This is a genomic window from Streptomyces sp. NPDC055239, from assembly GCF_053606205.1.
This window is the reverse complement of the sequence record NZ_JBSGRD010000001.1, coordinates 358,871-372,223: the sequence shown is the minus strand read 5'-3', so window position 1 is coordinate 372,223 and position 13,353 is coordinate 358,871. Positions and strand designations below refer to the sequence as shown.

Genomic DNA, 13,353 nt, shown 5'->3' with positions numbered 1-13,353 from the left:
GGACGGACGGACGTGCGGGATTGCCGGATGTCGGAGGGTCGGACGTCAGAGGGCGGCCAGGGTTCGGCGCAGGAAGCCGAGCCCGTCGGTCGCGAGCGCGTCCTGGGTGGGCGCGAGGGGCCGCCAGACGGAGGCGGCGACGGCGATGGCGTCGTTGTGGGCCGTGAACGACTCGATGCAGAGCGCGCCCCGGTAGCCGGACTCACCCAGGGCACGCAGGAAGCCGGGCCAGTCGAGGTGGTCGGCGCCGGGGGCGCCGCGGTCGTTGGCGCACACCTGGACGTGCGCGATGCGGCCAGCCGCCGTACGGACCGCTTCGGGCAGGGAGTGCTCCTCGATGTTCTGGTGGTACGTGTCCAGGGCGATGCCGATCGACTCCTCGGGCAGGCCCGCAAGGCCCTCCAGGGTCTGGGCGACGGTGTTGAAGAGGCTCGTCTCGTAGCGGTTGAGGGGCTCGACGGCGATGCGGACTCCGGCGCGTGCCGCGTACGCGACGACCGGGGCGATGTGCTCGCGCCACTCCTCGTACGCCGCCGCCCGCGCCGCCGGGTCCATCCGCCAGGTCCGGCCGACCGCCGCGTACACGGGGCCCGCGACCACGGGGGCGCCGATCGCGTGGGCCGCGTCGACACAGCGGCGGAGGTAGTCCTGGGTGGTGCGCAGCGTGCCCTCGTCCGCACGGACCAGGTCGCGCCCGTCGGCCATGACGGCGACGACGGCCGCGGGCGTCAGACCGGAGGCGTCGAGGTGCTTGGCCGCGGCGGCGGGGTCCCAGTCGTCGGCCTGCTCCAGGGGCAGTTCCACGGCGTCGAAGCCCCAGGCCGCCAGGCGCGGCAGCGTCTCGCCGAGCACCTCGGTGGTGACCGGCGAGTGCCAGATCCACGGGTTCGCGCCCAACTGCCAGTCCGTGTACGTCACTTCTTGCCTCCCCAGTCTCCCGGGAAGCCCGGCATCTTCTGGCAGCCGCACATCGCGTAGTGCAGCGGCGGCATGCCCTCCTGGAGGTACTCGTCGAGGTTGTCCTGCGTGACCGTGGGCTGGGGCAGCTTCCACTCCTTGGGGACTTCCTTGCCGTCCAGGATGCGCAGGGCCGCGATGACCGGCGTGCGCCACTGGAAGGTCGGATAGGTGGGCGCGATCGCGGTGAGCTTCTTGTCCTTCCACGCCTGGAGGAAGTCCTGCTGGTCCTCGCCGGTGATCGGCGGTACGTCGACGCCCGCGTCCTCGAAGGCCTCGACGGCGGCGACGGCCGTGGCCCCCGAGTCCATCCAGACTCCGTCGATGGAGCCGTGCCGGGAGATCGCGTCGGCGACGATCGACTTGGTCTTGGCGGGGTCGCCGTCGGTGAACTTGGCGTCCACGACGTCGAGTTCGCTCTTGTCGAAGGCGAGCTTCGCCGCGGACCAGCGGGTCTCAAGGACGTCCACGCCGGGCGAGATGCGCAGGGCGAGGATCTTGCCCTTGGGCTTGACCTTGTCGACGAGGAAGTCGGCGGCGACCGCGCCGTAGCCGTATCCGCCGATGGGGTTGACGAAGGTGACCGCGCAGTCGCTCTCCACACCGCGGTCGAAGACGATCACGGGAAGCTTGCCGCAGGCCTCCTTGACCGCGGGGGTGAGGGTGGCGGTGGTGTTCGGCGAGACGATGAGCGCGTCGCAGTCCTTGTTGCCCGCGAGCTCCTGGATGTCGGAGATCTGCTTGTCGTCCTTGCCCTGGGCGTCAAGAACGGTGAAGTCGCTGATCTCCTTGTGGAGCTTCACCTCGGCCTTCATGTTCTTCAGGCCTACCTGGCGCCAGGGGTTGAAGACACCGGCATTGGAGAAGCAGAGGTGGGTGCCGCCCGAGCCCTTCTTCTTGTACTGGGCGGTGTCGGTCATCTCCGGTTCGAGCATCTGCTCCCAGGGCTTGGCTTCCGGGCCCTGCGCCGTCTCCTTGCCGAGCTTCAACTGGCGCTCGTACTCCGCCTGTTCGAAGAACTTCGAAGGCTTGTCGCCGTCCTTGTCGGACCCGGCGGTCTGCGAGGCCCCTGCGGGTGAGTCCGGCGGTGTGTCGCTGGAACAGGAGGTGAGCAGGGCGCCCGCGAGGAGTGCGGCGGCAGCGGGCACGAGCGTGCGACCGCGCCGCTGCCGCGTGCGTCCGCGGTTCGGCTTGATGTGCGTCACGAGGGTCTGCCTCCTGAGGAGTGGGTACGACGGCGGCGCAGCCGGGACCAGTCGGCGGCCCCGAGCCCGACCGCGGCGATGACGATGACGCCCTGGACGGTGGACTCCAGGGCGCCGGATACGCCCTGCAGGTTGAGCAGCGTGAACAGTGCCTGCAGCGAGAAGGCGCCCGCCATCGCGGCGACCACGCTGCCCCGGCCTCCGCCGAGGGCGACCCCGCCGAGGACCACGGCGGTGATCGCCTCGAACTCGTAGCCGCGGCCCGCCTGCGCGGAGACCCCGGAGAAGCCGCCGACGAGCACCGCGGCGAGCGCCGCCGCCGCCCCTGACAGGACGAAGGCGATGACGCGGGCGCGGTGCACGCGGACTCCCGCGAGGGCGGCGGCGCGTTCGCTGTCGCCGGTCGCGATCAACGTACGGCCGAAGTCGGAGCGCATGAGCAGCACGGCGACACAGCCCGCGACGAGGCAGGCGAGGACCGCCCAGGGCAGCCAGCCCATGGCGGTGCCGCGCCCCATCTGGCGGAACCCTTGCGAGAGTTGCCCGTGCGGGGAGCCGCCCGTCCAGAAGAAGACGGCACCCTCCAGGATCAGCATCATGCCGAGCGTGGTGATGAACGAAGGCACTCTGAGGCGCGTGGTGATCAGTCCGCTGATGAGGCCGGTGACCGCCCCGGCGAGCAGCAGTCCCGCCGCGATGAGCGGCCAGGGAGCCTCCGGGAACGAGCCGTAGACCTCTGCCGCCGCGACGACGCCCGCGGTGACGATCGCCCCGACGGACAGGTCGAACTCCCCGCAGACGATGACCAGATACTGCCCGGCGGCCAGGATCACCAGGGGCGCGGCGCGTTTGACGAAGGCGAGGAAGCGGTCGGGCTCGTAGAAACCGGGGTCGGTGGCGGCGAGCGCGACGAGCAAAACGATGAGCAGGACATAGACGGGGGCGCCGGTACCGAGGGAACGTACGACTCGCTTGTAGGGAGCGGCGATCGCCGTACTGCTGCTCATGCGGGCCTCCTGCTGCCGCGTCGGGCGTAGATCGCGACGGCGGCGATGATGACGACGCCGCGTACGACGTTCTTGAAGAACGGGTCGACGCCGAGCTGGTTGAAGACGGAGTCGAGCACGGCCAGCACGAGGACCCCGCCGAGCGTGCCCGCCACTCCCCCGCGCCCGCCCGCGAGGACGGTGCCGCCGAGCACGACGGCGGCGATCGACTCCAGGTCGTAGCGGGCCTCGGTACCGGCCCAGGGGGCGCCCGCGCCAAGCCGTGAGGCGAGGAAGAGAGCAGCGGCGCCTACGCACAGCGAGCACAGGACGTGGGCGGCGATGATCGTGCGCCGGGTGCGCACGCCCGAGAGCCGGGCCGCGTGTTCGTCGCCGCCCGTCGCGTACAGGTGGTGCCCGAAGCGGGTGCGGCGGGTGATCAGCCACATCGCGGCCGCGACGGCGGCGAGCAGGAACAGCGAGACGGGGATCGGGCCCATCCGGTCGTAGCCCAGATGCTGGAAGGAGGCGGGGACCTTGCCCGCCGGGCCGGTGTAGTTGTCCTCGATCCAGCCGCGCAGGATGAACGCGGTGCCCAGCGTCGCGATGAACGCGTTGACCTTGAGCCCGGTGACGATGAGGCCGTTGGCGAGCCCGACGGCCGCCGAAAGGGCGAGGACGGCGAGCACCGCCGTGACGACGCTGCCGTCCTCCATGGTGGTGGCGGCGACGAGCGTGCCGAGGCTGATCAGGTACGCCACGGACAGGTCGAGGGAGCCGGTGAGGATGACGGCGGTCTGCCCCACGGCGACCAGGCCGAGGGCGACGCAGTTCTGCAGGATGCCGACGACGTTCGAGAGTGTGAGAAAGTCGCCGCCGCGTGCGGCGACCACGATCCAGCCGAGGGCGGTGACGGCCCCGGCCGCCAGCCAGACGCCGACGGCGGGGTCGGTGAGCCTGCCGCGGCTCGGGACACGGGTCTTCACGGCGGGCGGTGGGGCGACGGTGGTACCGGTAGTGCCGGTGGTGCCTGTAGTACCGCTCACGCGGCGGGCTCCTCTCCGGACGGTTCGCTGGGGACACTGGTGGCGAGCCGCATCACGTCCTCCTCGGCCGCGCCCGCCGGCAGTTCACCGGCGATGCGGCCTTCGGACATGACGAGGATCCGGTCGCTCATGCCGATGAGTTCGGGCAGTTCGGAGGAGACGATCAGGACGGCGATGCCCTCGCGGGCCAGCTCGCGGACGAGGGTGTGGATGGCGGCCTTGGCGCCCACGTCGACGCCCCGGGTCGGCTCGTCGAAGAGCAGGACGCGGGGGCGGGCGGCCAGCCACTTGGCGATGACGACCTTCTGCTGGTTGCCGCCGGAGAGGTAGCGGGCCTCCTGGTCCTCGCCGCGTGACTGGAGGCGTACCCGCTCCAGGAGCGCGGTGAGTTCCCGGGCGGCGGGCGGTTCGCCCCGGGCCGGTACGGCGCGCGTCACGAGGAGGGCGTTGTCGCGCACGGACTGGCGCAGGGCGAGCCCTTCGGCCTTGCGGTCCTCGGTCACCAGGGCGATTCCGGCGCGGATGGCCTGGCGCGGCCCGGTGGGTCGCAGGGCTTCGCCGCTCACCGTCATGGTCCCGCGGGTGAACGGTGCCGCTCCGAACAGGGCCCGCGCCAGGGACGTACGGCCTGAGCCCTCCAGGCCCGCGATGCCGGTGACTTCTCCGGCGCGCAGGGTCAGGCCGATGCCGTGGAGCCGGTCGTTGCCGCCGTCGGCGACCGTGAGGCGTACCTCGCCGATGTCGTCGGGGTCGGCGCGCGGCGGGTAGTAGGCGCTGAGCTCCCGGCCCACCATGGCGCGTACGACCTGGTCGGTGTCCGTGTCGGTGGTGCGCACGGTCGTGACGTGGCGGCCGTCCTTCAGGACCGTGATCCGCTGCGAGAGTTCGAAGACCTCACGCAGGCGGTGCGAGATGTACAGAATGCCGAGGCCACGGGCCGCGAGGCGGCGTACGAGGTCGTGCAGGAGGCCCGCCTCGTGGTCGGCGAGCGGCGCCGTCGGTTCGTCCATGACCAGGACGCGCACGTCGGACGCGAGCGCCTTGACGATCTCGACGGTCTGCTGCCTGGCGACGGACAGATCGCGGATGTACGTGCGTGGCGTGATGCCCGATACGCCGACCTCGGCGAGGAGTTCCGCCGTGCGGGTCTCCATCGCGCGGCGGTCGACGAGGCCGTAGCGCGTCGGCTCGCGGCCGAGGAAGACGTTCTCGGCGACGGTGCGGTGCGCGAGCAGCGCGAACTCCTGGTGGATGATGCCGATCCCGGCGGCCTGGGCCTGCGCGGGGTGGCTGAAGGAATGCTCCGTTCCGTCGAGCACGATGCTGCCCTCGTCCGGGACGTGTTCGCCCGCGAGGACCTTCATCAACGTGGACTTGCCCGCGCCGTTCTCGCCGACGAGGGCGTGCACCTCGCCCGCGGCCAGGTCGAGTGATACGCCGTGCAGCACACGCACTCCGAGAAAGCTCTTGGAAACCCCGCGCATCGCCAACATCTCTTGCGTCGCCTTCATCGCCTGCACCCTCGGCTCCCTCGGCAGCGGTCTGCAGAGCAATGTGATGAGGGAACTTTGACCTGTCAAGGGCTCAAGCAGCTTTCACTGCAAGCAAGTTGACGGTCAGTTATGTCGATTGCCGAACACCATCAGCCTTGTGAGCAGCGAAAGTCGTCCCTATGGTGGCTGCCATGTCTGGAGCGCCGGATCACCCGGTTTCCCTGCCGTCCTCACCCGGCGAAGTCCTCGCCCTGCTCCGTACGGGGGCGGTGGAGACGCGTGCCGACATCGCCCGTGTGACCGGGCTCGCGCGGTCGACGGTGTCTCAGCGGGTGGACGCGCTGATCGCGCACGGCTTCCTCACCGAGGAGGCGGACGGCGGATCGACGGGCGGCCGGCCACCGCGCCGCCTCCGCCTGCGTACACGTGAACACGCCGTGGTGGGAGTCGACTTGGGCGCCTCGCACTGCCGGGTCGCCCTGATGGACATCGGCGGCGAGATGCTCGCCCTGCGCGAGGACCCCCTGTCCATCGCGGACGGCCCGCGGGAGGTGCTCGGCCACGTCGAGCGGACGCTGCACGCCCTGCTCGACGAGGCCGGGCGCGAGACCGCGTCGCTGCAGTCCATCGGGGTCGGGGTGCCGGGGCCCGTGGAGTTCTCGACGGGCCGCCCGGTGGATCCGCCGATCATGCCGGGCTGGCACCAGTTCCCCATCCCGGAGTTCTTCGCCGAGCGGTTCGGCCCGCGGGCCCTCGTCGACAACGACGTGAACGTGATGGCGCTCGCCGAGCAGCGCCGCGCCTTCCCAGACACGCGCTATCTGCTCTACATCAAGGTGGGCACGGGCATCGGCTGCGGCATCGTCGCCGACGGCCGGCTGCACCGGGGCGCGCAGGGCAGCGCGGGCGACATCGGGCACATCCGGGTCGGCGACATCGAGGAGCCCTGCCGGTGCGGCAACTCGGGCTGCCTGGAGGCGGTCGCGGGCGGTGCGGCCATCGCCCGCAAACTGTCCGGTCTCGGTCTCGACGCGACTTCGGGCAGCGATGTGGTGCGCCTGGTGAAGTCCGGCAACCGCGACGCCGTACGCATGGTGCGCGAGGCGGGCCGCGCGGTGGGCGAAGTCCTCGCGGGCCTGGTCAACTTCTTCAACCCGGACACGGTGGTGGTCGGCGGCGCGCTGGCCGCCGTCCACGACCAACTCCTCGCGGGCGTACGGGAAGCGGTGTACCGCCGCTCGCATCCGCTGGCCACCCATGTGCTCCGGATCGAGCCGAGCCGCACCGGCGAGAACGCGGCGGCGATCGGTGCGGGCATCCTCGCGGTGGAGCACGCGCTGTCTCCGCGACAGGTGGACCGGGCCTTGGCGGGCGCTGCGCGCTGAAGGGCGCCGGCCACGGCGCGCACATCCCGGTCCATGGAGACCGGACAAGCACCGCGCAACACCGGCCATACCGCCGACTACGCTATGCGTCACGGCACTTGCGCCCATAACTTCAGGCTATGTCCCTCAATGACACCGAGCAGATCGACCGCGCCAACGCCGCCACCGAGCGCGTTCCTGTCGTGTTCGTGCACGGTCTGTGGATGCTGCCCAGCAGCTGGGACCTGTGGACGGCCCACTTCGACGCGGCCGGATATGTGTCCATCGCCCTGTCCTGGCCCGGCGATCCGGAAACGGTCGCCGAGGCGAGGCAGCGTCCCGACGCCCTCGCGGGCAAGACCGTCGGGATGGTCGCGGATCACCTGGCGGGACTGATCGACGGCCTGGAGCGCAAACCGGCCGTCATCGGGCACTCCGTCGGAGGGCTGCTCACGCAGATCCTCGCGGGGCGCGGTCTCTCGGCCGCCTCGGTGGCCATCGACCCCGTGCCGTTCCGCGGCATCATGGCACTGCCCCTGTCGACGCTGCGCTCCCTGCGCCCGATCATCGGCAACCCGGCCAACCGCAAGCGCGCGCTGCCGCTGACCTTCGAGCAGTTCCGCTACGCCTACGCCAACGCCGTCAGCGAGCAGGAAGCCAAGGAGCTCTACGAGAGGTACGCGGTCCCTGCCCCGTGCGCGCCGCCGTTCCAGGCGGCCATGGCCAACATCAACCCCCGGACGGAGATGAAGGTCGACTGCCACAACCCCCGGCGCGGCCCCCTCCTGATCATCTCGGGCGAGAAGGACAACGCCGTGCCCTGGGCGCTCGCCAACGGCGCCTACAAGAAGCAGCGGGAGAATTCCGGCGTCACCGAGATCACGGAGATGGCCGATCGCGACCACGCACTGACGATCGACAGTCGCTGGGAGGAGGTCGCGGACACCGCACTGACCTTCGTACGCCGCTTCGTCTGAACCCCAGGTCGGCGTGGTGCTCGCGGCGCTCATTGGTCCAATCCAGTGACGCGTCGCAGGCCGTACGGCCTCCCGGGGCGAAACCCGCCGGTAGCGGCGCTGACATGCGAAGACCCGTCTCCTGGGCATGATTGACGGATCGTCGGGGAGCCGGTACCACTGACGCACGCCCGGCCCCGCACGCCCCATCACGCTTCATCGTCCCAGGAGGCTGCATTGCGAGGATCCGCCACCGCCCGCACCCCTGCCGCGCGCAGACGCGCCGCCAGGACCGCGGGTGCCCTTGTCTCCGCCGGTCTGCTGCTTCCGCTGCTCGGTGCCGCCCCGTCCGCCTCACCCTCCTCGTCGCCGGGTGCACCCGCCCGGGCGTCGTCGGGCGGGCTGCAGGGTGCCTTCGCGGACGCCGCCGCCGAATATCGCGTACCGCAGAGCGTGCTGCTCGGAGTGTCCTATCTGCAGTCCCGCTGGGACGCGCACGGCGGCGCGCCGAGCGTCACCGGCGGCTACGGCCCGATGCACCTGACCGACGCACGCACCGCAATCGCCGGAGCCCCGCACCACAGTGAGGGCGTGGAGGACCCGCGCGGCGACGCGTCGCGGGGCGTCCTCAAGCCGAAGGAGTTCACGGCCAAGGTGCCGAAGGACTCCCAACTGCCCGCCAGGCTCAAGACGTTGCCCCGGGCCGCCGAGCTCAGCGGACTCTCCGCCGAGCGTCTTCGCACCGATCCGGCCGACAACGTACGCGGTGGCGCCGCCCTGCTCGCCGCCGCGCAGAAGAAGCTCGGCAAGCCGCTGAGCGAGAACCCCGCCGACTGGTACGGCGCGATCGCCCGCTTCTCCGGCGCCGACGACCAGGCCACCGCGGCGACGTACGCCAATGACGTCTTCGCCGTCATCCACGACGGCCAGGAGCGCACCACCGACGCCGGGCAGCACATGGCTCTCCCCGCGGTCAGCGGGCTGAAGCCGGATGCCGCGCAGGTGCGGAGCATGGGCCTTCGGAAGGCCCCCAAGCGCGAGACCGAGTGCCCCTCCACCGTGTCGTGCGAGTGGATCCCGGCGCCGTACGAGGAGTTCAAGGACCCGAACGGCAACGACGACTACGGCAACCACGACCTGGGGAACCGGCCCAAGACCCAGAGCATCGACACCATCGTCATCCACGACACCGAGGGACGCTGGGAAGGCGTCCTCAACCTGGTGCAGGACCCGACGTACGTGTCCTGGCAGTACACCCTGCGCTCCACCGACGGCCACATCGCCCAGCACGTGAAGGCCAAGGACGTCGCCTGGCACGCCGGCAACTGGTACGTGAACTCCAAGTCGATCGGCCTGGAGCACGAGGGCTTCCTGACGGCGCCCGACACCTGGTACACGGAGGCGATGTACCGCTCGTCGGCGCGCCTGGTGAAGTACCTGTCGAAGAAGTACGGCATTCCGCTGGACCGCCAGCACATCATCGGCCACGACAACGTCCCGGGCACGCTGCCGTCGACGATCTCGGGCATGCACACCGACCCCGGCCCCTACTGGGACTGGCAGCACTACTTCACGCTGATGGGCAAGCCGTTCAAGCGGACGGCGGGCCCGAACGGCGGTCTGGTGACGGTGGCGCCCACGTACTCCAAGAACCGTCCTGAGTACACGGGCTGCGTCAAGGCGGGCGAGAAGTGCGTGCCGCACGGTTCGGCCGCGGTACGTGTCCACACCGAGCCGCGTGACGACGCGCCGCTCATCAAGGACATCGGCCTGCGGCCCGGTGGCGGCGATTCGACGATCGACGTGAACGACGTCGGCGCCCGCCTGTCCACCGGCCAGCAGTACGCGGTGGCCGACCGCGAGGGCGACTGGACCGCCGTCTGGTACCTGGGCCAGAAGGCCTGGTTCAAGAACCCGAAGAAGCAGCCGACCGCCGTCGACGCGAAGGGGCTCGTGGTGACGCCGAAGGGCGACGCCAAGGAGGTCCCGGTGTACGGGCGCGCCTACCCGGAGAAGGAGGCGTACCCGGCGGGCGTCCCCGTACAGGCGGTCACGCCGCTGCCGTACAAGCTCCTCGCGGGCCAGAAGTACGCGATCGGCGACAAGGTGCCGGGGGAGTACTTCTACTCACCGACGTTCGACACCACGCCGCACAAGGTGGTGCGCGGCAAGGACACGTACTACGAGGTCCAGTTCGGGCACCGTGTGGCGTATGTCCGGGCGGCCGATGTGCAGGTCGTGAGGTCGGGCTCCTAGAGCTCTTGGAGCTCCTGTAGCCGCCGAGTACGGTCGGGGCCGGGTCCGCGTGGGTGCGGGCCCGGCCCTGGCACGTGTGCCGGCACAGAAGAACTCAGTCGAAGACGTACCGCTGCCCCGCCCGCGCCTTGAAGGTCTTCTCGCCGCCCTTCAACAGCGCGCTGCGCACGGTGAGTTCACGCGTGCGCGACGCGGTGAGCACGATGCGTGTGGCGCGTCCGCCCGACCACGCGATGTCGAGCCGTGCCCCGCCGCGCGCCCGCAGGCCGCTCACCGACCCCTCGGGCCAGCTCGCGGGCAGCGCGGGCAGCACCTCGATGACGTCGAACTGGCTCTGCAGGAGCATCTCCACAATGCCTGAGGTCGCGCCGAAGTTGCCGTCGATCTGGAACGGCGGGTGAGTGTCCCAGAGGTTGGGCAGCGTCGAGGACTTGAGCTGCTCGCCGAGCATCTTGTGCGCGTGGTCTCCGTCGCGCAGACGCGCCCAGAAGTTGACCTTCCATGCCTTGGACCAGCCGGTTCCGCCGTCGCCGCGCGCGGTCAGGGACACTTTCGCGGCGTCGGCCCACTTGCTGCCCGGCTTGATCTGGCGTCCGGGGTGCAGGGCGTAGAGGTGGGAGACGTGCCGGTGGTCGTCGGCCTTGTCGTCCAGGTCGGCCTTCCACTCCTGGAGCTGTCCCCAGGAACCGACGCGCAGGCCGGGGTCGAGCTTGCCGAGGGTCTTCTCGAGATCGGCGCGGAACGCGGCCGAGTCACCGAGGACGCGGGCGGCTTCCAGGGTGTTGGTGAGCAGGTCGTGGACGATCTGCTGGGCCATGGAATCACCCGCGGTGAAGTCGCCGTGCTCGGGCGAGTAGCTGGGGGTGACGACGAGGGTGCCGTCGCGCGGGTCGGTGCGGAGGTTGTCGAGCCAGAACTCTGCGGCCTCCTTCATCGCCGGGTAGGCGGTGGAGCGGAGGTACTCGGTGGAGCCGCCGAAGCGGTAGTGCTCGTAGAGCTGCGCGGTGAGCCAGGCGGCGGCCTCGGGGAACCAGAAGGCGGTCGACCAGTCGTGCACGCCGGTGAAGCCGTAGGGGTTGGTCTCGTTGTGCACCACCCAGCCGCGCGATCCGAACATTTCCTTCGCGGTGCGTCGCCCCGGCGCGCGCAGTGCCTCGACGAAGCGGTCGTACGGCGCCGTGGTCTCGGCGAGGTTGGCTGCCTCGGCGAGCCAGTAGTTCATCTGGAGGTTGATGTTGGTGTGGTAGTCGGCCGACCAGGGCGGGGTGGTGCTGTTGTTCCACACGCCCTGGAGGTTGGCGGGCAGCGAGCCCGCGCGGGACGAGGCGATGAGGAGGTAGCGCCCGTACTGGAAGAAGAGGGCTTCGAGGGCGCGGTCGGCGGCGCTCGCCCCTCCCCCGTACCCCTTGAGCAGCTGGTCGGTCGGGACGTCGGCGGGTGCGCTCTGGCCGATGTCGAGGGCGACCCGGCCGAACAGGTCGCCGTGGTCGCGCAGATGGCGGGCGCGGAGCGCGCCGTGGCCGCGAGCGACGGCTTCGTCCACGGTGCGGGTGACGAGCGTGTGCGGGTCCTCGCCCCGGTAGTCGGGGTAGGTGTCGGCGTAGTCGGTTCCCGCGGCGAGCGCGAACCAGAGGTGGTCGGCGCCGCTGACGGTGATGCTGCCGTCCGCGTTCGCCGTGCGTGTGCCGCCTTGGTGCACGACGCGCAGCTGTGTCTCGAACTTCAGCCCGTTGTCGGCGAGTTCGCCGCGTACGACGATCCGGTCGCCGTCGGCCTTCGCGGTGAAGTCGGTACGGGGCGAGGTGTGGCGCAGGGTGCAGGTGACGCTCGCGGGGCGGTCGGCGCCGATGCGCCCGACGAGCACACCGTCGGGGAACGAGGCGAAGAACTCCCGCTCGTGGCGGACCTGTTGGTGGGTGTACGTGACGGTCGCGAGGCCTCTGCGGAGGTCGAGGGCGCGGCGGTACGTGGCGTCGGGCGCGTCCGGAGCGCCTGCCATGTCGAGGTGCAGATCGCCGAAGGTCTGGTGGGCGCCGTAGCCGCGGCGGGGCTGGCCGAGCTCGGCCGCTACCGCATCGGGCGCGAGGCTGCCCTTCTCGTCCAGTTCCTTGCGGACCGCGTCGAGGGTGCCGGGCCTGGCCTCGCGCCAGTCGCCGTGGTCGTAGCCCTCTTGGGAGCCCGGGCCGCCGGTCCACAGCGTCTTCTCGTTGAACTGGAGCCGCTCGGAGGCGAGGGTTCCGAAGACCATGGCGCCCAGGGCGCCATTGCCGATGGGGAGGGCCTCGCGCTCCCAGTCGGCGGCGGGCGCCGCGTACCAGAGCAGCGATTCATCGGATGTATCGCGTGGCCGCTCGGCGGCGGCCGAGACACCGGCGAGCGCGCCTCCGCCCGATGCAAGGGCGGCTGCGCCACCGACGGCGGACTTCATCGTGGTTCTTCGCGAGATCCCGGGAGTCATGACCGGTCACGTTAAAAGTCCGATGACTGACCTGGCAAGGCACATGACAAAACCCACCCCCTCAGCAGAGCGTCAGCAGAGGAGGTGGGTACGTGGCCCGCAGCAGTCCCGGGTGGGTCAGCCCTGCTGGAAGAGCTCGGCGGGCAGCGGCTTCAGCAGGGCGTACAGATCGTCGGTGATCGGCCGGTCCCAGGCGGCGATGGTCACCAGGACGCCGTCGCTGCGGTCGAACTGCACGCAGGAGATGCGGCTTTCGGAGAGCTTGAGGCGGCGCACGATGAGGAGGTTGTCGCCCTGCATCACCGGCATGTCCTCGGTGGTGACGACCGTGACTTCTTCGTCGTTCTCCAGCGCGAGCAGCAGCTGGGCCACCTCGAAGGGCACCTCGTCGTCGGCGATCTCACGCGCCGGGGAACCCTCGGGCAGATTGCCGATGATCATCGCGGGGCCGCGCCCGCCGAAGAGGTCGTAGCGCAGGAAGACGCCCTGGCAGCTGCCGTCGGGGGCGGGCAGCAGACCCGCGCCGAGGTTGCCGGGCCAGTCACCCGGGTCCATGGCGAGGACATCGAAGTCCGGGCCGGCGGGGGTGGCGGCGCTGCGGCGGCGGAGGAAGGACATGCGCCAATGGTACG

The 13,353-nt window shown here is 70.7% G+C and carries 10 protein-coding genes; 3 read left to right on the top strand and 7 right to left on the bottom strand.

Translation table 11 applies throughout. The annotated features are described in order from the left end of the window. Positions 1–45: 45 nt before the first annotated feature. The 5 genes from ACWFRJ_RS01545 to ACWFRJ_RS01525 are packed head-to-tail and all read right to left on the bottom strand — an operon-like array spanning position 46 to position 5,687. Positions 46–918: a sugar phosphate isomerase/epimerase family protein gene (locus ACWFRJ_RS01545; RefSeq protein WP_453523897.1), complete on the bottom strand. Its 873-nt coding sequence runs from the start codon at positions 916–918 to the stop codon at positions 46–48. Then, positions 915–2,105, bottom strand: a complete 1,191-nt coding sequence (locus ACWFRJ_RS01540; RefSeq protein WP_453525037.1) for a substrate-binding domain-containing protein — start codon at positions 2,103–2,105, stop codon at positions 915–917. Before ACWFRJ_RS01540 ends, ACWFRJ_RS01545 begins: the two co-directional genes overlap by 4 nt. Positions 2,106–2,158: 53 nt before the next feature. Beyond that, a complete protein-coding gene (locus ACWFRJ_RS01535) occupies positions 2,159–3,169 on the bottom strand; it encodes an ABC transporter permease (RefSeq protein WP_453523894.1) in 1,011 nt (336 codons plus the stop codon). Further along, entirely contained in the window at positions 3,166–4,134 is a 969-nt protein-coding gene (locus ACWFRJ_RS01530; protein ID WP_453525036.1) for an ABC transporter permease, read from the bottom strand. The genes ACWFRJ_RS01535 and ACWFRJ_RS01530 overlap by 4 nt, the downstream gene beginning before the upstream one ends. Positions 4,135–4,190: 56 nt before the next feature. Then, positions 4,191–5,687, bottom strand: a complete 1,497-nt coding sequence (locus tag ACWFRJ_RS01525) for a sugar ABC transporter ATP-binding protein (protein ID WP_453525035.1) — start codon at positions 5,685–5,687, stop codon at positions 4,191–4,193. A 191-nt stretch (positions 5,688–5,878) separates the two neighbouring features. On the opposite strand from ACWFRJ_RS01525, the gene ACWFRJ_RS01520 reads away from it, so the two are divergent. The 3 genes from ACWFRJ_RS01520 to ACWFRJ_RS01510 all read left to right on the top strand — a co-directional run bounded on the left by ACWFRJ_RS01520 (position 5,879) and on the right by ACWFRJ_RS01510 (position 10,263). Continuing rightward, on the top strand, positions 5,879–7,072 hold the full coding sequence (locus ACWFRJ_RS01520; RefSeq protein ID WP_453523890.1) for an ROK family protein: 1,194 nt from the start codon (positions 5,879–5,881) through the stop codon (positions 7,070–7,072). Between the two features lie 119 nt (positions 7,073–7,191). Continuing rightward, the gene (locus ACWFRJ_RS01515) at positions 7,192–8,028 is read left to right on the top strand and encodes an alpha/beta hydrolase (protein ID WP_453523887.1); all 837 of its coding nucleotides are present in this window, start codon (positions 7,192–7,194) and stop codon (positions 8,026–8,028) included. A 216-nt stretch (positions 8,029–8,244) separates the two neighbouring features. Further along, complete coding sequence (locus ACWFRJ_RS01510) at positions 8,245–10,263, top strand: N-acetylmuramoyl-L-alanine amidase (protein WP_453523885.1); 2,019 nt, start codon at positions 8,245–8,247, stop codon at positions 10,261–10,263. A 94-nt stretch (positions 10,264–10,357) separates the two neighbouring features. Here the strand turns inward: ACWFRJ_RS01510 and ACWFRJ_RS01505 are convergent, their stop codons facing one another. Next, entirely contained in the window at positions 10,358–12,691 is a 2,334-nt protein-coding gene (locus ACWFRJ_RS01505; RefSeq protein ID WP_453525034.1) for a glycoside hydrolase family 95 protein, read from the bottom strand. A gap of 147 nt (positions 12,692–12,838) precedes the next feature. Next, positions 12,839–13,339 (bottom strand): hypothetical protein, encoded by a 501-nt coding sequence (locus tag ACWFRJ_RS01500; RefSeq protein WP_453523883.1) that lies wholly within the window; start codon positions 13,337–13,339, stop codon positions 12,839–12,841. Positions 13,340–13,353: the final 14 nt, after the last annotated feature.